This window comes from Nonomuraea sp. NPDC049152, from assembly GCF_040648355.1.
Lineage (GTDB): Bacteria > Actinomycetota > Actinomycetes > Streptosporangiales > Streptosporangiaceae > Nonomuraea.
Genome location: NZ_JBEZDO010000016.1, coordinates 140,017 through 159,163, shown reverse-complemented (window position 1 = coordinate 159,163; position 19,147 = coordinate 140,017). Strand labels below are relative to the sequence as shown.

Below are 19,147 nucleotides of genomic sequence, written 5' to 3'. Positions count from 1 at the left end.
CGGGCCACGTGAGCCTCAGTATCGGCATCGTCGGCCTGCCAAACGTCGGCAAGTCCACCCTCTTCAACGCGCTGACCAAGAGCGCCAACGCTCTCGCGGCCAACTATCCGTTCGCCACGATCGAGCCGAACGTGGGCATCGTGGGCGTGCCCGACGACCGCCTGGCCAAGCTGGCCGAGATCTTCAGCTCCGCCAAGATCCTTCCCGCCAAGGTCGAGTTCGTCGACATCGCGGGCCTGGTGCGCGGCGCGTCCGAGGGGCAGGGCAGGGGCAACCAGTTCCTCGCCAACATCCGCGACACCGACGCGATCTGCCAGGTCATCCGCGTCTTCAACGACCCCGACGTCACGCACGTCGACGGTGAGATCTCGCCCAGGCGCGACATCGAGACGATCAACACCGAGCTGATCATGGCCGACCTGCAGACGGTCGAGAAGGCCATCCCGCGCCTGCAGAAGGAGGCGCGGGTCAACAAGGACAAGAAGGCCGCGCTCGACGCCGCCGAGGCGGCGCTGAAGGCGCTGGAGACCGGCAAGACGATCTTCGAGAGCGGGCTCGACCGTGGCGAGCTGCGCGATCTCCACCTGCTGACGGCCAAGCCGTTCCTGTACGTCTTCAACCTCGACGCCGACGAGCTCGTCGACTCCGCGCTCAGGGAGCAGCTGTCGGAGCTGGTGGCGCCCGCCGAGGCGGTGTTCCTCGACGCCAAGATCGAGTCGGAGCTGGTGGAGCTCTCCGACGAGGAGGCGCTGGAGCTGCTGCAGTCGGTGGGGCAGGAGGAGTCGGGGCTGTCGCAGCTGGCTCGGGTCGGGTTCGAGACGCTGGGGCTGCAGACGTACCTCACCGCCGGGCCCAAGGAGACGCGGGCCTGGACGATCCGCAAGGGGGCCACGGCGCCCGAGGCCGCGGGGGTCATCCACACGGACTTCCAGCGCGGGTTCATCAAGGCGGAGGTCGTGTCCTTCGACGACCTGGTCGGGGCGGGGTCCATCGCCAACGCCCGGTCGGCGGGCAAGGCCCGTATCGAGGGCAAGGACTACGTGATGCGGGACGGCGACGTGGTGGAGTTCCGCTTCAACGTGTGACGAGGCTTCCCCCGGGGTTCTCGGGCGCCGCCCGCTCATCGGAAGGCGCCCAGGCCCCGTCGAGGGTCCTGGGCCCGGGGGTTCTGGCCGGAGGGCGAAGGCAACGGGCCTCGACCCGCGAGAAAAGCCCCAGGAGAGACGACAATCCACGGGTCCGGCGAAACCGGGACAGCATGGGGCGTCAACCCCTTCCAACCCTGGCGCGTCGAATCGTCACGGCGATGACGCTGACTCGGGAGGACAGATCATGATCCGTCGCATGCTCCGGAACCGACGGCCCACCACACCCACGCTGGCGAGCATCAGCCTGGAGGAGGAGCTCGCCCTGCTCAGGGTCGAGCTCATGTACGGCCTTCGCGTCAACAGGGAGGCCTACCTGCGCAGGAAGATGGAGGAGCGGGAAGAGGTCAGGCGCCGGATGCACCACCGTGACGCGCAGGCCATGCTCGCCGACCTGCGCGGCCGCCTCGACAGGGTCAAGCCGCAGAACGACGCGCCGAGAGTGATCGATCTGCGAACTCGCCGTCACCTGCGCACCGTGGACGGGCCCGAGACCGCCTGAGCACCCCCGCTGACCAGGCCCCATGCCCCCGCGAGCCCGCCGCATATCCCAAATGTGTGGTTCGAGACAGTGCCTATGCCCTTTGGACAGCAATCTCTGGCTGTCGGGTAATGCGCCCTGCCTGTCTGGCCTGGTCAAATACCAAATTCACAGGAAAGGGACAGGAACCGGCACTCCAGCCTGTCATGCTCACTCGGTTTGCCCACACGCGGCGATGCCTGCAGCATGGGCGTGGCTTTCCTGGAACAATTGGCGGGACTCGATAGGGTGACTGCTTCGCCACGGATGATGCGACATCGCGCCAACCGGGGGGATCGGCGCGAGCGGAGGCGTGATGGCTCGTAGGTCAACCGTCCAGCACGGTCCTCGGATCGCTGGCGACCCCGAGCTTTCGGCGTACCCCGAGTTCGACCAGGCCCCTCCCAGTGGCAGGCGCACGGCCAAGCGCGGCGGTTGGTCGGGCGGCGGCGGACGTTGGCTCGTCTGGACCGGCCGCGCCATTCTCTGGGCGCTTATCGTAGTTATCGTGGTCAATGGGGTTCGTGCACCATTTGAGCGATTCACCCAGTCGAGTGCTCCTCCGGCGAATGTCCCCTCGCCGACAGGTCAGGCATTTCCCTCCGAGCGCGCCTCCGCGTTCGCGACCCAGTTCGCCAGCATCTACCTGAACATGAAGTCCGAGGAGCTCGACCAGCGCAGCAGGCAGCTCGCGCCGTACCTGCCCAGCACCGAGGACCCGCAGTGGGGCTGGGACGGCTACGGCCGCATGTTCGCCGCCAACCTGCAGCCCTTCGGGGTGGAGGCCGTCGACGCCCACAACGCGATCGTCACGCTGGCCTTCCAGTCGGGCGCCCGCAGGTTCCTGCTGTCGGTGCCCGTCTTCTACTCGGGAGGCCGGTTCGTGGTCTCGGGCCATCCCGCGCTGCTGCCCGCCCCCGCGGCCGCCGAGCTGCCCCAGGTGGCCCAGCCCGAGGGCGACGAGGCGGCGGAGGCCGAGCTGCGACCGCAGCTCCAGGGCTTCTTCAAGTCGTACGCCGACGGCAGCTCCGACCTGTCGCGCTACCTGGTCGCAGGCAAGAGTCTGCCGAGCTTCGGAGGGGCCTTCACCTTCATCGAGCTCAAGAGTGTCGTGGTGCCTGTGGGGGGTGCCAGCAGAGAGATCCAGGCAGTCGTGGTGTGGGGCGTGCCGACCGGCGCGACTCCCTCGGCCACGCCCGGCGCCACCGACTCCGGTGCGGTCGGCGGCCGCCTCGAGCAGGCCTATCGCCTCACTGTCGAGAAGCAGGGCGACAAATGGTACGTCGAAGACATCCGCGGTGCCGGTCGGGCCGTTGGATAGACGCACGACCACGCTGCTGATCGATACCCCCCCGGGAGGACCAAGATGAAGACCCTCATCCTTAACTTGATAGAACTGGCGACGCCATCGCCCGCCCCGACCGGTCTCGACACCGGCGGGCTCGCCAACTTCCTGCGCGGGTTCTTCGCCCCGCTCTTCCTCGTCGTCGTCTCGGTCGTCGCGCTGTTCTTCCTCTTCACACGCGAGATCACGAGATTCGTACAGTTCCTGATTCTCGCTGTGGCGATCGGCGTGATCTTCTACGTTCCCAACATCATCGAAGTGACTGCTCGGGCGATCGCGGGGGCTCTCGGCATCAAGTGAGCACCGCTCCCTGTCGGTATCGGGAGGGTTGAGACCGCTCTGGCGCGGTCATTGAACGAAGGGCAGCGGCGGCTGCGAGCGAGGGCGGAGAGGAGGACCGTATGGACCTGCCTACTTATACGAACATCTGGCGCATCGAGAAGCGGCTCTACAAGCTGTACGACCTACGGCTGCCCATGCCGCTCCCCATCGTCTGGATCGGCGTGTTCGTCGGCGTGCTCGCTCCATGGTCCCTGCTGCTCTGGCTGGTCGGCATCGGCTTCGAGGCGCCGTGGCACGTGCTCTACCTCGTACCGCCCGGCATCGTGACGTGGCTGTCCACCCGCCCCGTCATCGAGAACAAGCGGCTGACCGAGCTCATGCAGTCGCAGCTGCGCTACATGGGCGAGCCCCGATCGTGGTGCCGCCTCACCCCCGCGGGCGAGCCCGAGACCGTCACCTTCTCCGGCAGGGTCTGGCGTGCGGCCCCCGCCCCCGCTCGGGCGAAGGCCCGCGTGGGCGCCCGCAAGCGCCACGCCGTCCCCGCCGTCGGCAAGGCCCGGGAGGTGCGTCCCGCCGTCGCCGCGGCCGCCGCGGCCGCCACGCACGCGCCCGTCGCCGAGCCCGCTCCCGCGCGTCCCGCCTGGGGCGGCGCCACGGGCCGCCGCCACGGCGTCGCCCCCGCCCTGCTCCAGGTCGAGCTCGAAACGTCGCTCTCCCCTGTACGGCAAGCGGACCCGGCCGCACCCTCCCACCTGTGGGTGGAGGTCACCCCCGATGCCGCCCCTGACGACAGCCTGATCGTCGAGGCCGCGGCGACCGCCTTCCCGATCGACGCCGAGGCCCCTGAGCACGTGGCCGAGTCCGAAACAACCGCGGACGGCGATACCGGCGAGCCCGAGTCCTCGACCCCCTCGGCCGCGGACGAGACGGCTCGCGAGGATGTGAGCGGGGCAGACGCGCCGCCCGCTCGCTGGGGCTCCAGGACCGAGCCTCAGCCCACGAGGACGCCCACCCCGGCCGCACCGACACCCACACCCGCCGCAGCGGCGTCGACGCCTCCTGTGCCGGCGTCCGTGCCTGCCAAGCCCATCGGCACCGAGGCCCTCCGCAGGCTGCGCAGGCTGGCCGCCACGGCCGACGCCCCCGAGGAAGCGCCCACAGAGACCTCCGTAGCCGCTCCAGGCACGGCCCAGGCCGGGCAATCCATGGCCCCGGCCGACCAGCCCACGGCCCAGGCCGAGCAGCCGACGCCGCCGGCCATCCGAAAGCCCGAAGATAAGGACCGCGCAGGGGCCACGCTGCCCGAGCTTCCTTCGACCCCCGAGCCCGTCCCCGCCAAGACCGACGCGTCGGAGCGCGACCCGAGGCTCGCCGACGATGCCAGGAAGGTCGAGGACCAGGCCAGGGACCAGCACCGCAAGGGGCAGCCCCCGCTGACCCCCGCGATCGTGTTCCAGGGCCAGGGCAAGCCGGCCATCCCGTCGATCGTCCCAGGAAAGCGCCCACTCCAGTCCCCGCCCGAGCGCTCGGCGCAGCCGCCGCCCATGGCGCCCGACGAGCGCGACCCCGCTCCGCAACCGGCGGCGCCGCCCGCGCAGAGCGCCCCGCCGCTCAACATCAGGGCCGTCCAGGCCCCGACCACCCCGGGAGCGGCCGTCTCCGGGCCGCGCAACGAACCGCGCGTGCGCAGGGTCGAGTCCGTCGTCGGGCGTGACTCCTCCGGCGGCTGGCGCAGGCTCGCCCAGGTGGTCGTGGGCGGTGGCGGGAGCCGTACGGACGGATCGGAGATCGACGAGGCGCGGACGCGAGCGGTGTTCGGCGGCAGCAGGCGGGTCGTGGTGCTCGGCTGCACCGGCGGCGCGGGCCAGAGCACGACCGCGCTGATGCTCGGCCACACCTTCGCCCACTACCGCGACGACCGGGTGCTCGCCGTCGACGCCAGCACCGGCGGCAGCACGCTGACCAGCCGCATCAAGGCCGATTCTCCAGAGACGCTGACCAGCCTGCTGTCCGGGATCGACCAGATCAGCGGCTACCTCAGCATGCGCGCGTTCACGACCCGCACGAGCAGCGGCCTGGAGGTCGTGGCGGCCGACACCGACATCGGCGCCGAGCAGCGGCTCGCCGACCGCACGCTCTACTCCGACCACCGGCTCGGCCAGGCGATGCGCCTGCTCGACCGCCACTACAAGCTGGCCGTCGTCGACCCCGCGCCCGCGCTGGCCGCGCGCGTCCTGCCGTACGCGGACCAGCTGGTGCTGGTGGTCCCCGCGAGCGAGGACGCGGCGGAGGCGGTGGCGATGACGTACGAGTGGCTGGACGGTCACGGCTGCGCCGACCTGCGGAGGCGCGCGGTCATGGTGGTCAACGGCGTGAGCCGCCGCAGCATGACCGACGTGGAGCAGGCCGAGGCGGTGGCCCGCGGCAGGTGCAGGGCGATCGTCAGGGTGCCGTGGGAGGACGACCTGGCGCAGGGCGGCACCGAGCCCGTGGAGCCAGGACAGCTGCGACCGGCGGGGCGGCGGGCCTATCTCGCCCTGGCCGGGGTCGTGATCGCGGGTTTCGCATCAGCACAGAGCACACGTCCCAGCGAGGAGGAAGTGGCGCAGTGACCCCCCGGGCACCCAGTCGCACCGAGCAACCGGCACGACGGAGGTATGGCGGTCCGATGAGCACGCTTCTCGCCGGCCGGCGAGGCTCATGCGCCGAGGGGGCGGCATGAGCAGGTCGACGCGGGCGCATCAACGTCTGGCGGTCCGCTACTTCGACGACCGCATCCTGCTCACCGACGGCTCCGCGTGGGCCTACTTCAGGCTGCCGACGGTCAGCTACGAGTTCGTCACGCCGGAGGAGCGCGAGGCGCTCGCCACCAACATCACGATCGCGCTGGCGGCGATCCGCATGCCGGACGCCGAGGTGCACCTCAGGGTCGCGCACCGCACCTATCCCGCGGCCGAGTGGGCGATGGCGCTGAACGCCACCTCCGACGAGGGGCCCGGCTGGCGCGACTACCTGGAGGAGATGTACCGGCACGTCTGGGCGAAGGACTTCTGGTCCAAGGAGGTCTACCTCGGCGTACGGCTGGGCCCGCGCGGCCGCCAGCTCGGCGCCGGCGTGCTGTCGCAGATGTTCGGGTTCTACCAGCGCAGCGAGAAAGCGCTCGGGCTCGACGACGACCACGTGCCCGAAGGGGAGATCGCCAGGTGGACCGAGCACGCCGAACGGCTCGGCAGGGCGCTGGCCTCCAGCGCGCTCTACGCCCGTCACGCCACGTCCGGCGAGGTGGCGTGGCTGTTCAGGCACGCGGCGACGGCCTCGCTCGGTGACCCGCCGGCTAGCGCCAGCCCGAAGCGGCGCTGGGGCAGGGGCGAGATCGAGTCGCTGGTCGAGGGGCAGATCCACAACGGCAGGTCGTTCCTGCGCATCGTGCAGCCGCAGGGCGACTCCTACGTGGCGCACCTGTCGTTCGCCCGCTTCCCCGACCTGATGCCCTTCCCCGACGGCGAGCCGTGGATGCACTTCGCCGACCAGCTGCCCTTCCCCGTGGAGATCTCCAGCAGGATGCGGCTGATCCCGCCGGTCAAGGCGTCCAAGGACGTCGCCCGCAAGCTCGCCCACGCCCGCGACATGGACATCCACATCCGCGAGGCCGGCGCGGAGGCGCCGCTGGCGCTGGCCGAGCAGATCGACGCGGCCCGCATGCTGGAGCACGGCATCACGAAGGAACGGCTTCCCTTCGTGTACGGCTGGCACCGCCTGATCGTGAGCGCCCCGACCGAGGAGATCTGCCTGCAGCGGGTCGAGGCGGTCGTCGAGCACTACCGCGACATGGGCATCGACATCGTCAACTCGACCGGCGACCAGTTCTCGCTGTTCTGCGAGGCGCTGCCGGGCGAGAAGGTGACGGTCAACGCCTACGCCCAGCGCCAGCCGCTGCGCACGATCGCGGGCGGCATGGCGACGGCGACGGTGGATCTCGGCGACAGGATCGAGACCGACGCGGGCTGGCACGGTCCCTACATCGGTGAGACCGTGGGCCGCGCCCGCAGCATCGTGCACTTCGACCCGCTGGTGGCGGCCGCCCGCAACAGGCCGACGGCCATCGCGGTCACGGGCGAGCCGGGCGGCGGCAAGACGACGCTGGCGCTGCTGATGATCTACCAGATGGCGCTGCGCGGGGTCACGGTCGCGGTGATCGACCCCAAGGGCGACGCCGAGTCGCTGGTACGGCTGTTGCAGAAGCGTGAGCGCAAGGCGCGGATCATCCCGCTGGGGTCGGCCGCGCCCGGGTTGCTCGACCCGTTCTCCTTCGGCGACGACATCGCGGCCAAGAAGACCATGGCCACCGAGACGCTGCGGCTGCTGCTGCCGCGCATGTCGGAGGAGCGTGAGTCGGCGATGATCCAGGCGGTGGCCGCCGTGTCCAACGCGCCCGATCCGTCGCTCGGGAAGGTCGTCGACTTCCTTGAGCAGGCAGAGGACGCCGCGTCGAAGAACCTCGGCGCGGTGCTGCGCTCGATGTCGGAGATGCATCTGGCCAGGCTGTGCTTCGACGCCTCGGGCGGGGACCAGATCGACTCCGAGGGCTGGACGACCGTCTTCACGCTCGGCGGCCTCACCCTGCCCGACGCCACGACGACGCGTGACGACTACTCCTACGAGCAGCGGCTGTCGGTCGCGCTGCTCTACCTCGTCTCGCAGTTCGCCCGCAGGCTGATGAACGGCCTCGACAGGCGCGCGCCCAAGGCCATCTTCCTCGACGAGGCGTGGGCGATCACCTCCACGCCCGAGGGCGCCAAGCTGGTGCCTGAGGTCAGCCGGATGGGCCGCTCCCGTAACACCGCGCTCGTCCTGGTCTCGCAGAACGCGGGCGACCTCCTCAACGAGCAGGTGACCAACTGTCTCTCCTCGGTCTTCGCCTTCCGCTCCACCGAACGGGTGGAGGTCGACCACGTCATGGCTCTGCTCGGCGTGGAGGCCTCGGAGGAGCACAAGGCCGTTCTGCGATCACTGGGCAACGGCGAATGCATTTTCCGTGACCTCGATGGCAGAGCGGGCCGCATAGGCGTAGATCTGATCTCCGAAGAGCTGCTGCGGTGGCTCGACACGAACCCGACGCACGACAAACCCGGGGAGAACGGGCATGATCATATTCGCGGGGGAGTGACAGGAGCGCAGGAGGTACGTTCATGAAGGGCCGACTACGTCGGCGGCTGACGTTGGCGCTGGTGCTGCTGCTCGGCATCCTCGCGCTGCCGCTCGCCCTGCCCTCGGGCACGGCGGCCGCCGCCGCCCCGTTCTGTGACCTTTCACCCGACCTCGCCCCGCAGCTCGTCGGCAGCGGTGTCGACGGCCTGCTGCAAGCCCCGCCACCAGAGGCGGGTACGGCGGCGCCGCAGGCGACCACCAACTACGCCCGCTACGGCATGGCCGGCCAGTTCTGGCACACCGACGATCTCGGGTGCAGCGACGTGGCCGCCATGCTCGGCAACTCGTGGGCGAACATGATCTTCGACTGGGCCAAGGCCGTCGACCGGTTGACGATCACCACCTACCAGGCCGCCGCCACCGAGGGGCCGCTGCAGTCCATCAAGGACGTCGTCGACGACATCGTCGAGAACCTCGCGAACGCCATGTACTGGCCGTTCCTCCAGCCGATCATCATCCTGGCCGCCATCTGGCTGGCCTGGTATGGCCTGTTCAGGCGCAGGGCGTCGGTCACCACGGAGGCCGTGGTCTGGATGGTCCTCGCGGTCACCGTCGCCGTGTGGTTCTTCAGCCGCCCCGGCGACTTCACCGGGCTCGGCAAGATCGTCACGGACAAGACCACGGAGGTCGTCAACCAGGCGTTCTCCGGGCTGCCGGGCGCGGGCGGCGCCTCCTGCCTTCCCCCCAAGGGGTCGACGGGCGAGAAGCCGGCCGAGGGCGGCTACGCCACGACCGGTGTGCCAGGCGTCGACCAGAACGCCGACCTGCTGTGGTCCACGCTGGTCTGCAAGCCCTGGCTGGTCGGCCAGTTCGGCACCGCGGACCCCAACGCGCCCGTCATCCGCGACTTCGGCGCCAAGCTCCTCGACGACCAGGCGATCGACAAGGAGGAACAGGCGGCCCAGACGCCCAACAGCAACTCCCACCAGGCCGCCTACGCCGAGATCGCCGAGAAGCTGCGCACGACGCCCATCTACTTCCTGTTCCAGGGCAAGGACTGGAGCGGCAGGCTCGGCATCGCCATCGGCGCGTTGCTGGCCGCGCTCATCGCCGGGCTGCTGATCTTCCTGGTCGCGGTCTCGCTGCTGGTGCTCAAGGTCGGCTTCCTGCTGTTGCTGATCATGGGGCCGGTCTTCCTGCTCATCGGCGTCCATCCGGGCAGCGGCCGGATCATCGCGATGCGGTGGGTGGAGATGCTGGTCGGCATGCTGCTCAGGCAGGCCGTGCTCGCTCTGGTGCTCGGCGTCCTCGTGTACGGCTATGCCCTGATCATCTCCACCGCGCTGCCATGGGGCATGCAGATCCTGTTCATGGCGCTGCTGACGATCGCCGTGTTCTTCTACCGGCGACCGTTCCAGCATCTGTTCGCCTCGATGAACGGCCACACGCTCACCACCAGGATGCTCGGCGAGGCCGCGTCCTCGCCCATCCTGGAGCGCGCGGCCAACACACTGCCGCCCGTCGCCGTCACCAAGGCGGGGCGCTGGGGCCTGCGCAAGGCCGAGCCCATGATCCAGGCGGCCGCCGCCGGCGGCACCGCGGGGGCCGCGGCCGCCGCGGGCACAGCCGTCGCGCAGGGCAGGGTCAGGGGCGAGGAGGGCGCCGCGGCGAACACGTCGTCCGGCACCAGGGTGCCCGCGCCGCTCGCCACCGACGCCGAAGGCAAGCCGGGCGCCAGGCCCGCTCCCGCGCAGCGCACCGGCGCCGCGCCTCCGCTCAACCTCAGCACGGGCGGACGTCCTACGCCGCCGACGCGCTCCGGCACGGGCGTCGGCTCGTCGGGCGCCGCCACCGGCGCAGATCCTGGCGTGTCCGGCTCGGGCGGGTCGAGGATCGGCGGCTCGGGCTCGGGCTCGGGCGGCTCGGGCTCCGGCGGGTCCCGCGGCTCCGGCTGGTTCGGCGGCAGGTCGGGCGGCGGCTGGGCCTCCAGGGGCGGCGGCGGATCCAGTGGTACGGCAGGCGGCTCGCGTTCGGGTCGCGGCACCCGCTCGTCGGGTGGCCTGTTCGGCGGATCGGGCTCGTCCTCCTCGCGTGGCTCTTCGGGCTCGGGCGGCTCACGCGGGTCCTCTGGCTCGTCGGGTTCGCGTGGTTCGGGCGGCTCGTCCGGTGGCGGGCGTCCGGCCGACGTGCCGCAGGCGCGTTCGGCGGAGCCGCCGCCGCTGTGGCTGCCCAGCCGTAAGAGCGAGGGCAGGAGTGACGAGCCGCCGGTGCCGTTCTGGTTGCGGCCCAGTAGCACCGACAAGGACTGACCATGGCACAGCCGGGTGACAAGAGAGGGCTGGCCTTCGCCGCGATCGTGCTGGTGCTGGCGGCGGTCGGGATCTTCGTGACGATGTGGCCGGAATCGGGTGCTCCCGCGCCCGCCGCCGGTCAGGAGGCGGCGGGCCGTACGACATCAGGGTCGTCGGCCGCGCCCGCCGTCGTCACCCCGCTGGCCACGGCGAGCAACGCGCCCTTCGACATCTACGCCTACCTGCCGATGACCAAGCAGGAACTGGCCGCGGCGGCGGACCTGGCGATGCGCTTCGCCGCCGCCTACGGCACCTTCCGCTACGACGAGGAGCCCGCCGCCTACGCCGACAGGCTGAAGGTGTTCACCACGGCCGACCTGGCCGAGGTGCTGACGCGCACCGTCACCTCGCCCGGCACGGTCGAGGCGAACAGGACTGACCAGGTGATCTCGCAGGCGACCGCGAAGGTCAAGGAGATCAGGCAGGTCGACAGGACCTCGATCGTCTTCGTCGTCACCGGCACCAGGGAGGTGTCCGCCAAGAGCGGGCCGACCAGACGTGACGAGGACTACGCGGTCACCGTGCAGCAGATGGGCTCCGACTGGCGTGTCTTCGACCTGCAGCCCGCCGACCAGGGGCAGGACGGAGACAGCTCCGGGTGAAGCTCTCCTCCCGCGCGAAGATCGTCGGGGCGCTCGGCCTCGCCGGGCTCGTACTGGTGACGCTGATCATGTCCCCGATGCTGATGACCGGCTTCCCCTCCTTCCTCAGCGGCGGCGACCTGCCCGACTGCGAGGAGGTCACCCAGAAGGCCGAACAGGCCTCGGAGGGGGCGACCGCCGACATTCCCGCGGAGTACCTGGCGCTCTACCAGAAGTTCGGCAAGAAGATCGGCGTCCAGTGGACCATCCTGGCCGCCGTGGGCAAGCGCGAGACGGACCACGGACGCTCGACGCTGCCAGGCGTGCAGAGCGGGACGAACTACGCGGGCGCGGCGGGGCCGATGCAGTTCCTGGTGAGCACGTGGGGCGGGGCCAAGCGCATCCCGATCCCGTCGAAGTTCGACGGGTACGCCTCGGACGGCGACGACGACGGATGGGCCGACATCTACAACCCGGCCGACGCCATCCTGGGCGCGGCGAAGATGCTCAAGCGCAACGGGGCGCCGGAGAACGTACGGCGGTCGCTGTTCGTCTACAACAGGGCGTGGTGGTACGTCGACCAGGTCGAGGAGATCGCGCGCAAGTACGCGGCCGACGGCCAGGTCAGGGTGCCGCCGCAGGCGGACGCCTCGTGCGACGACCCGGTCATCGAGGCGGCGCCGAGCGACGTGGTGGGGCGGATCCTCGCCTACGCGCTCGACCAGCGGGGTAAGCCGTACCTGTGGGGCGGGACCGGGCCTGACGCGTTCGACTGCTCGGGCATTATCTACATGGCCTACCGGAGCGTGGGGCTGACGATTCCGCGCACGACGTTCGGGCAGTGGCCGTTCGGGGTGGAGGTGCCCGACGGGCAGGAGCAGCCCGGCGACCTGGTCTTCTTCAACGCTGGGCCCGGCACTGGGCCCGACAATCCCGGACATGTCGGGATGGTGGTGTCGAAGGGGAAGATGGTCGAGGCGCGCTGCCGGTTGTGCGGTCCGATCAAGGTGACCAGCTATCGGGGCAGGGACACCATCGTCGGATTCACCCGGCCGCTGGAGAACGCCACGGTCAAGGACCAACTGGCCAAGCTCAAGTCGGCACTGTAGGCCTGGGGTCTCCCCGGATTCCGAGGCCCTGGATGCGAAGATCGCGGGCTCCCGGACCTTCCCGTGCCGAGGTGGTTTTCTCCGGGGTGTGGTGGATCCTTCCCGAACCGTTGGTTCGCCGTCTCCTGGGACGCCGGGCGGATGGATGCGTAAGGTTGTGAGGCTCGAAGGCGAGGAGATGCCATGGCGGTTCTGGTGGTGGGGGCGGCGATCATCGCCGACGGCAGGTTGCTGGCGGCGCAGCGGGCCGAACCCCCCGAGCTGGCGGGCGGGTGGGAGTTCCCCGGAGGCAAGGTCGACGAAGGGGAGAGCGACATCGACGCGCTGGTCAGGGAGTGCCACGAGGAGCTCGGCGTGATCGTCGAGGTCGGCGAGCGCGTAGGGGGCGACTGGCCGCTCGGTGACGGCTACGTGATGCGGGTGTGGCTGGCCTCGCTGGTCTCCGGGACGCCCGAGACCAAGGAGCATCTGGCGCTGCGCTGGCTGGCGTTGGAGGAGTTCTACGACGTGCCTTGGCTAACAGCGGATCTTCCTGTGGTCAAGGCAGTGGAGAATCTGCTGCGAGAGGATTAATCCTCACCACTGAGTGACATAACCACTACGCAGTGTGTTGTTGGCGCATCCCGTATCGGGGGAGCGGAGAAGCGCAGTGGGTTGGTGGCATCGCGCCCAGATCGCGGCTGTCGGATCAGGGGTGCTGATCTTGGCAACCACGGCCACGATGGCAGCGGTTGAGGCCTCGGAATCCGAGGTCCCTCCTGTGGGGGTATCTCGCGGGTTGACGATCGCGCTCAGCGTGGAACGAGTCGGCGATCCCGACTTCGGCCAGTGGTTGCGAACAGGGGACGTCCTGCGGTTCAGGGTGGCCTTGGAGGGGAGTGCGCGCGACGCCAGCCTGGCGGTCGCGGCCAGTCCTTCGCATGCGCTGTCGGAGGTGGAGTGCACCGGACAGGCCCCTGCCGAGGGCGGCGCCGTACCGGCGGCGGGTTCTGGCGTGGGCGTTGACGCACCGGCCGCGGAAGTCAGCGGGACCGACAGAGCACCGGCCGCGGTCGTTGGCGGGACCCACAGCACGGCAACCGCAGGTCCTGCCGGGGCCGATGGAGCACCGGTTGCGGGTGCTGCCGGGGGTGCCGCTCCCGTGGACGGCGCTGGGTCTGGCGCGAAGGTGTGCGCGCTCGGCGACATCCAGGGAGAGCGGGCGGTCGACGTCAGGCTCACCGTGCCGGACGGGACGAAGGAAGTCGTGCTGGCGGCGGTGGCTCGGGCGCGGGCAGGCGAGAGCGACGACCCGGTGTTGTTCAGCCAGACGGCCAGGACGCCGGTCGGCATCCATCCTTCGCCCTGGTTCGCTCAGCCGCGCCCGGTGAACCTTCCTCTGAACGGGTTCGCTGACCCACGCCCAATGAACCTTCCTCTGGCCAAATCCGTTGAGCCGCGCCCGATGTCGCAGCCCTCGTCTGCACCATCCGGTGGTGCGGGTCAAGGGAGCACACCCGCCGCGCCCGCTCGGGTGGCGTCGCCGAGCGGGGCTGATGCTCAAGGGATCGCGGAGAGCAACGCCAAGGGGGCGGCTCAGCCGGCGCCTGCGGTGTCCAACGGGCAGCCTGCCGCGACCACGGGGCAGCCCGCCGCACCTGGTGTGCGGCCTCCTGCCACCGGGCTCCAAGCGCCTGCCACGGCTGCCCAGCCAGGCGCGCAACGTCCGGCGACGGGCGCGCAGGCTCCCGCGACCCGCGCCCAAGTTCCGGCGACGAAAACCGGTACCCGTGCGAAGGCTCGCGCGACCCGTGCGAGGGCTCGCGCGACCCGTGCGAAGGCTCCGGCGACCGGGAGAGCGGCTCAGGCCCCGGCGGCCGGGACCGGGACCGGGGTTCAGGTTCCCATGACCGGGGTTCAGGTTCCCATGACCGGGGTTCAGGCTCCCGCTACTGGGGGTCAGGCTCCTGCCTCGAGTTCTCGGGGTGCGCAGTCGGTGCCGATGACCGATGCTGCGTTGACCGGGGCGGGGCAGGCCCAGGGGGCGTGGGTTGATCCGAAGCCGCAGCTGCCGCAGGTCGCGCCCGAACGTCCTGACACGAGTACCTACCCGCTCGTTCTCAGCGCCCCGCTGCCGCGCGAGCTCGCGGTCTCTCCCGAGAAAGTGCAGGCCGCGAGCAGGACAGACCTCACACAGGGCCTGAACGGCCTGCCATGCGTGGGCGGCGGCCTGCTCATTCTGCTCGCCGGGCTGTGGGGCGTGACGAAAGCTCAGCGATTCCGCAACGCCCGGAAATCACAACTGATGTCGTAATCGGACTTTGCACTTACATTTACAGCCCTAGTATTCTCGTTGACCAAGGTTTCGGGAATACGCGGAGGGCAGCGTTGGCACCCAGGCGACTGACGGCCGTGTCCGCTCTTCTGCTCTCCCTAGGCATCAGCGGCGGCGTGGTCCTGACGGCGGTCCCGTTCATCGGCCAGGTGGCCAGCGCGTCCGTCATGGCGAGAGATCCCGGCGACGTGATCCCGCCGTGCGACGCGGGTGAGAGCTGTGAGCCGACCGAGGTCGTCACCACGGTCACGATTACGACGACGCTCCCCACACCGACGCCGACGCCGACCGACCCCGTCACGACGGTGACGACCACGGTGACGCCGAAGTCCACGAAGACCACCAAGGCGCCCGAGCCGGACCCGACGACGAGCAAGCCGACGACGCAGGCGCCGGTGCAGCCGCCGCCTGCGGTCCCGTCGGCCAACGTCAGCGTGCCGCAGACCACGGCGGAGCCTTCTGAGTCCGCGCCGACATTCTCCTTCCCCGCTGTGCAGGAGACGCCGTCGCAGGTGTCCACCGAGCCCTCGACCGAGCCCTCCACCGCCGTCTCCGACTCGGAGGAGCTGGTGGTGCGCAACGCCGCTCCGGAGTACGACCAGGCCCAGCTCAGCCGCAAGCTCGGCATCCCCGCGCTGGTGCTGGTGCTCCTCGCCCTGTTCGCGGTGCTCATCTTCGAGGGACGGCTGCGCAGGCTGGCCCACGCCGCCGCCGTTCGCAGGGCGGGGCCGCAGGGCCCAGGACGTCACCGCGGCGAGCCCTCTCCCGAGCCGTACGGTTACCCGGCAGGGCCTGGCTTCGCGGGCCCCGTCCCGGCCTACGCGCCGATCATCAGCTTCGTGCCGGTGCAGACCTACCCTGGGGGCCCCGCGCAGTACGCACCGGTCTACCAGCAGCCCTTCCCCCAGGACCCCTCGATGTACGGCCAGCCCGGCGCCCCGGCCGACTACCCCGCCTACGCGCAGCCCGGCTACCCGCAGCCCGAGCACACGTACCCGGAGTACGCCCAGCCGGACTACGTTCAGCCCGAGTATGTCCAGCCCGAGTACGTGGAGACCCAGGACCAGCCGCCCGGCGAGTTCAACGCCTTCCAGCCGCGCGAGTTCCAGGTGGCGGGCGACGACCCGCTGCCCCCCGACCTGCTGTCGGGGCAGGGCCCGCTGCCCTCTGACGGGATGTCGGGGCAGGACCCGCTGTCCCCTGGCGAGGTGTCGGGGCAGGCGCAGTACCGTGACCTGTTCGAGCCGCTGGTCCCGCCGGACCAGCCGCCGCTCGGCGACATCCCGCCGGGTGGCGACGCCCCCTACGACGACCCGCACCAGACCGGTCACGGTGTTGGTAGCGCGCCGTCGGCACCGGAGGCGGGCGACGCCGAGCCGTGGAAGTTCGACGACGCGGCCCCGGCGGAGGACGGCACGATGATCCTCCCGCTGAGGGAGGACCGCGACCACCGCGAGTTCTGATCGCGGGGGAGGATCGAGGCGACCGCGAGTTCTGATCGTGGGGAAGGACCGCAGACCACCGCGAGCTGATCCCTGGGGGAGAACCGGGGCGACCGCCTCGGGGGCCGCGCTCAGCGGGGGTGCCCCGAACCCGCTGGGCGTCTGACGGGTCGCCGTGGCGGCGGGGAGCGAAGTCCTGCTGGAGAAGCGCACGACGGGCGCGGGTCGGGAGGGGGCTCGCCGGGCCGCCCTGGTGATGGCGAGCGGCCCGGCGGAGGGTCAGCTCTGGCGCTTGAAGATCTTGTTGCCGAGCCAGACCAGCGGGTCGTACTTGCGGTCGACGACGCGCTCCTTCATCGGGATCAGCGCGTTGTCGGTGATCTTGATGTGCTCCGGGCAGACCTCGGTGCAGCACTTGGTGATGTTGCAGTAGCCGAGCCCGTGCTCCTTCTGCGCGGACTCCTTGCGGTCGGCCACGTCATACGGGTGCATGTCCAGCTCGGCGATCCGCATGAGGAACCTCGGCCCCGAGAAGGCCGGCTTGTTCTCCTCGTGGTCGCGGATCACGTGGCAGACGTTGTTGCACATGAAGCACTCGATGCACTTGCGGAACTCCTGCGAGCGCTCGACGTCGACCTGCTTCATCCGGTACTCGCCGGGGCGCACGTCGGCCGGCGGGGTGAAGGACTGCACCTCCCTGGCCTTCTGGTAGTTGAACGACACGTCGCACACCAGGTCCTTGATGACGGGGAAGGTGCGCATCGGCGTGACCGTGATCGTCTCGTCCTCCGCGAAGGTGGACATGCGGGTCATGCAGCCGAGCTTCGGCTTGCCGTTGATCTCCATGGAGCAGGAGCCGCACTTGCCGGCCTTGCAGTTCCACCGCACGGCCAGGTCGGGCGCCTGCGTCGCCTGGAGGCGGTGGATGATGTCGAGGACGACCTCGCCCTCGTTGACCTCGACGGTGAAGTCCTCGAGCTTGCCCTCGCCGCCCTCACCGCGCCAAACGCGAAACTTCGCCTTGTAACTCATTCGATCCCGTCCAACTCTTCGTCGGTGAGGTACTTCTTCAGCTCGGCCGCCTCGAACAGGGCCAGCAGGTCGTCACGCATCGGGAGCTGTTGCTTCTCCTCGACGGTGACGGCCGAGCCGTCGGGAGCGGCGGAGCAGACCAGCAGCTTGCGTCGCCACTCGGGGTTCATGCCCGGGAAGTCGTCGCGGGTGTGGCCGCCCCTGCTCTCCTGGCGTAGCAGCGCGGCCTTGGCCACGCACTCGGAGACCAGCAGCATGTTGCGCAGGTCGAGCGCGAGGTGCCAGCCGGGGTTGTAGATCCGGCCGCCTGCCGCGCCGACGAGGTGCACGCGCTCCTTCAGCTTCTCCACGACCTCCAGCGCCTCGGAGACCTCGCTGGCCTTGCGGATGATGCCGACCAGGTCGTTCATGGTCCGCTGGAGCTCGTGGTGCACTTCGTAGGGGTTCTCGCCCGAGCGCTCGAGCGGGGCGAGCGCCTCGGCCCGCGCGCTGTCGACGCTGTCCTGCGACACGGCGGGCCGCGCGGGGAGGGAGTCGACGTAGGCGGACGCTCCCGCGCCGGCGCGCCTGCCGAACACCAGCAGGTCCGACAGGGAGTTGCCGCCGAGCCTGTTGGAGCCGTGCATGCCGCCCGATACCTCGCCCGCGGCGAACAGCCCCGGTACGGCCGCGGCGCCGGTGTCCGCGTCGACCTCGACGCCGCCCATGATGTAGTGGCAGGTCGGGCCCACCTGCATCGGCTCGGCGGTGATGTCGACGTCGGCCAGTTCCTTGAACTGGTGGTGCATCGACGGCAGCCGCTTGATGATCTCGGCGGCGGGCAGTCGGGTGGAGACGTCGAGGAACACGCCGCCCTGGGGCGATCCGCGTCCGGCCTTCACCTCGGAGTTGATCGCGCGGGCCACCTCGTCACGCGGCAGCAGCTCGGGTGGGCGGCGGTTGTTGGCCTGGTCGGTGTACCAGCGGTCGCCCTCCTCCTCGGTGGTGGCGTACTTGTCCTTGAACACCTCGGGGATGTAGTTGAACATGAACCGCTCGCCGAGCGAGTTGCGCAGCACGCCGCCGTCGCCGCGGACCGACTCGGTGACCAGGATGCCGCGCACGGACGGCGGCCACACCATGCCGGTCGGGTGGAACTGGATGAACTCCATGTTGATGAGCTTCGCGCCGGCCAGCAGGGCCAGGGCGTGGCCGTCGCCGGTGTACTCCCAGGAGTTGGAGGTCACCACGTACGACTTGCCGATGCCGCCGGTGGCCAGCACGACCGCGGGGGCGTCGAAGAGCACGAAGTTGCCGGTCTCGCGCCAGTACCCGAACGCGCCCGCGATGGAGTCGCCGTCCTTCAGCAGGCGGGTGACCGTGCACTCGGCGAACACCTTGATGTAGGCCTCGTAGTCGCCGTGGTTCTCGTAGTCCTCCTGCTGCAGGGCGACGACGCGCTGCTGCAGGGTGCGGATCAGCTCCAGCCCGGTACGGTCGCCCACGTGCGCGAGACGCGGGTACTCGTGGCCGCCGAAGTTGCGCTGGCTGATCTTCCCGTCCTTCGTACGGTCGAACAGCGCGCCCCACGCCTCCAGCTCCCACACCCGGTCGGGGGCCTCCTTGGCGTGCAGCTCGGCCATGCGCCAGTTGTTCAGGAACTTGCCGCCGCGCATGGTGTCGCGGAAGTGCACCATCCAGTTGTCGTCAGGGTTGACGTTGCCCATGGCCGCCGCCGCGCCGCCCTCGGCCATGACCGTGTGGGCCTTGCCGAACAGCGACTTGCACACGATCGCGGTGCGCTTGCCCTGCTGACGGGCCTCGATGGCGGCCCGAAGTCCCGCGCCTCCGGCGCCGATGACGACGACGTCGTATTCGTGACGCTCGATTTCCACTTGA

At 70.2% G+C, this 19,147-nt stretch carries 14 protein-coding genes; 12 read left to right on the top strand and 2 right to left on the bottom strand.

What is annotated here, in order from left to right; translation table 11 throughout:
• Window positions 1-8 precede the first annotated feature (8 nt).
• The 12 genes from ychF to AB0B45_RS27685 all read left to right on the top strand — a co-directional run bounded on the left by ychF (window position 9) and on the right by AB0B45_RS27685 (window position 16,258).
• A complete protein-coding gene (ychF, locus tag AB0B45_RS27740; RefSeq protein ID WP_358136097.1) occupies window positions 9-1,085 on the top strand; it encodes a redox-regulated ATPase YchF in 1,077 nt (358 codons plus the stop codon).
• Between the two features lie 259 nt (window positions 1,086-1,344).
• Window positions 1,345-1,647, top strand: coding sequence for a hypothetical protein (locus AB0B45_RS27735; protein WP_358136094.1), 303 nt, complete (start codon window positions 1,345-1,347; stop codon window positions 1,645-1,647).
• Window positions 1,648-1,981: 334 nt separating this feature from the next.
• Window positions 1,982-2,986 carry a conjugal transfer protein gene (locus AB0B45_RS27730; protein ID WP_358136091.1) on the top strand — a complete coding sequence of 335 codons (1,005 nt, stop codon included), beginning with the start codon at window positions 1,982-1,984 and terminating at the stop codon, window positions 2,984-2,986.
• Window positions 2,987-3,031: 45 nt separating this feature from the next.
• On the top strand, window positions 3,032-3,310 hold the full coding sequence (locus tag AB0B45_RS27725) for a hypothetical protein (protein ID WP_358136088.1): 279 nt from the start codon (window positions 3,032-3,034) through the stop codon (window positions 3,308-3,310).
• Window positions 3,311-3,411: 101 nt separating this feature from the next.
• Window positions 3,412-5,904, top strand: coding sequence for a TcpE family conjugal transfer membrane protein (locus AB0B45_RS27720; protein WP_358136085.1), 2,493 nt, complete (start codon window positions 3,412-3,414; stop codon window positions 5,902-5,904).
• Window positions 5,905-6,010: 106 nt separating this feature from the next.
• Entirely contained in the window at window positions 6,011-8,485 is a 2,475-nt protein-coding gene (locus AB0B45_RS27715) for an ATP-binding protein (protein ID WP_358136082.1), read from the top strand.
• A complete protein-coding gene (locus tag AB0B45_RS27710; protein WP_358136080.1) occupies window positions 8,482-10,749 on the top strand; it encodes a type IV secretion system protein in 2,268 nt (755 codons plus the stop codon). The genes AB0B45_RS27715 and AB0B45_RS27710 overlap by 4 nt, the downstream gene beginning before the upstream one ends.
• A gap of 2 nt (window positions 10,750-10,751) precedes the next feature.
• Window positions 10,752-11,393: a hypothetical protein gene (locus AB0B45_RS27705; RefSeq protein WP_358136077.1), complete on the top strand. Its 642-nt coding sequence runs from the start codon at window positions 10,752-10,754 to the stop codon at window positions 11,391-11,393.
• Window positions 11,390-12,481, top strand: coding sequence for a bifunctional lytic transglycosylase/C40 family peptidase (locus AB0B45_RS27700; RefSeq protein WP_358136074.1), 1,092 nt, complete (start codon window positions 11,390-11,392; stop codon window positions 12,479-12,481). The genes AB0B45_RS27705 and AB0B45_RS27700 overlap by 4 nt, the downstream gene beginning before the upstream one ends.
• Before the next feature lie 183 nt (window positions 12,482-12,664).
• The gene (locus AB0B45_RS27695) at window positions 12,665-13,054 is read left to right on the top strand and encodes a (deoxy)nucleoside triphosphate pyrophosphohydrolase (protein ID WP_358136072.1); all 390 of its coding nucleotides are present in this window, start codon (window positions 12,665-12,667) and stop codon (window positions 13,052-13,054) included.
• A 1,402-nt stretch (window positions 13,055-14,456) separates the two neighbouring features.
• A complete protein-coding gene (locus AB0B45_RS27690) occupies window positions 14,457-14,774 on the top strand; it encodes a hypothetical protein (RefSeq protein WP_358136069.1) in 318 nt (105 codons plus the stop codon).
• Window positions 14,775-14,872: 98 nt separating this feature from the next.
• Window positions 14,873-16,258: a hypothetical protein gene (locus AB0B45_RS27685; RefSeq protein ID WP_358136067.1), complete on the top strand. Its 1,386-nt coding sequence runs from the start codon at window positions 14,873-14,875 to the stop codon at window positions 16,256-16,258.
• A 258-nt stretch (window positions 16,259-16,516) separates the two neighbouring features.
• Here the strand turns inward: AB0B45_RS27685 and AB0B45_RS27680 are convergent, their stop codons facing one another.
• Both AB0B45_RS27680 and AB0B45_RS27675 read right to left on the bottom strand, forming a co-directional pair.
• Window positions 16,517-17,269: a succinate dehydrogenase/fumarate reductase iron-sulfur subunit gene (locus tag AB0B45_RS27680; protein ID WP_358136065.1), complete on the bottom strand. Its 753-nt coding sequence runs from the start codon at window positions 17,267-17,269 to the stop codon at window positions 16,517-16,519.
• Window positions 17,266-19,143 carry a fumarate reductase/succinate dehydrogenase flavoprotein subunit gene (locus tag AB0B45_RS27675; RefSeq protein WP_358136063.1) on the bottom strand — a complete coding sequence of 626 codons (1,878 nt, stop codon included), beginning with the start codon at window positions 19,141-19,143 and terminating at the stop codon, window positions 17,266-17,268. The genes AB0B45_RS27680 and AB0B45_RS27675 overlap by 4 nt, the downstream gene beginning before the upstream one ends.
• Between the last annotated feature and the right edge of the window lie 4 nt (window positions 19,144-19,147).

Coding starts and splice junctions, on each gene's coding strand:
- AB0B45_RS27730 (WP_358136091.1), top strand. CDS start 1,982: ATGGCTCGTAGGTCAACCGTCCAGCACGGTCCTCGGATCGCTGGCGAC.
- AB0B45_RS27715 (WP_358136082.1), top strand. CDS start 6,011: ATGAGCAGGTCGACGCGGGCGCATCAACGTCTGGCGGTCCGCTACTTC.
- AB0B45_RS27695 (WP_358136072.1), top strand. CDS start 12,665: ATGGCGGTTCTGGTGGTGGGGGCGGCGATCATCGCCGACGGCAGGTTG.
- AB0B45_RS27705 (WP_358136077.1), top strand. CDS start 10,752: ATGGCACAGCCGGGTGACAAGAGAGGGCTGGCCTTCGCCGCGATCGTG.
- AB0B45_RS27710 (WP_358136080.1), top strand. CDS start 8,482: ATGAAGGGCCGACTACGTCGGCGGCTGACGTTGGCGCTGGTGCTGCTG.
- AB0B45_RS27720 (WP_358136085.1), top strand. CDS start 3,412: ATGGACCTGCCTACTTATACGAACATCTGGCGCATCGAGAAGCGGCTC.
- AB0B45_RS27735 (WP_358136094.1), top strand. CDS start 1,345: ATGCTCCGGAACCGACGGCCCACCACACCCACGCTGGCGAGCATCAGC.
- AB0B45_RS27680 (WP_358136065.1), bottom strand. CDS start 17,269: ATGAGTTACAAGGCGAAGTTTCGCGTTTGGCGCGGTGAGGGCGGCGAG.
- AB0B45_RS27725 (WP_358136088.1), top strand. CDS start 3,032: ATGAAGACCCTCATCCTTAACTTGATAGAACTGGCGACGCCATCGCCC.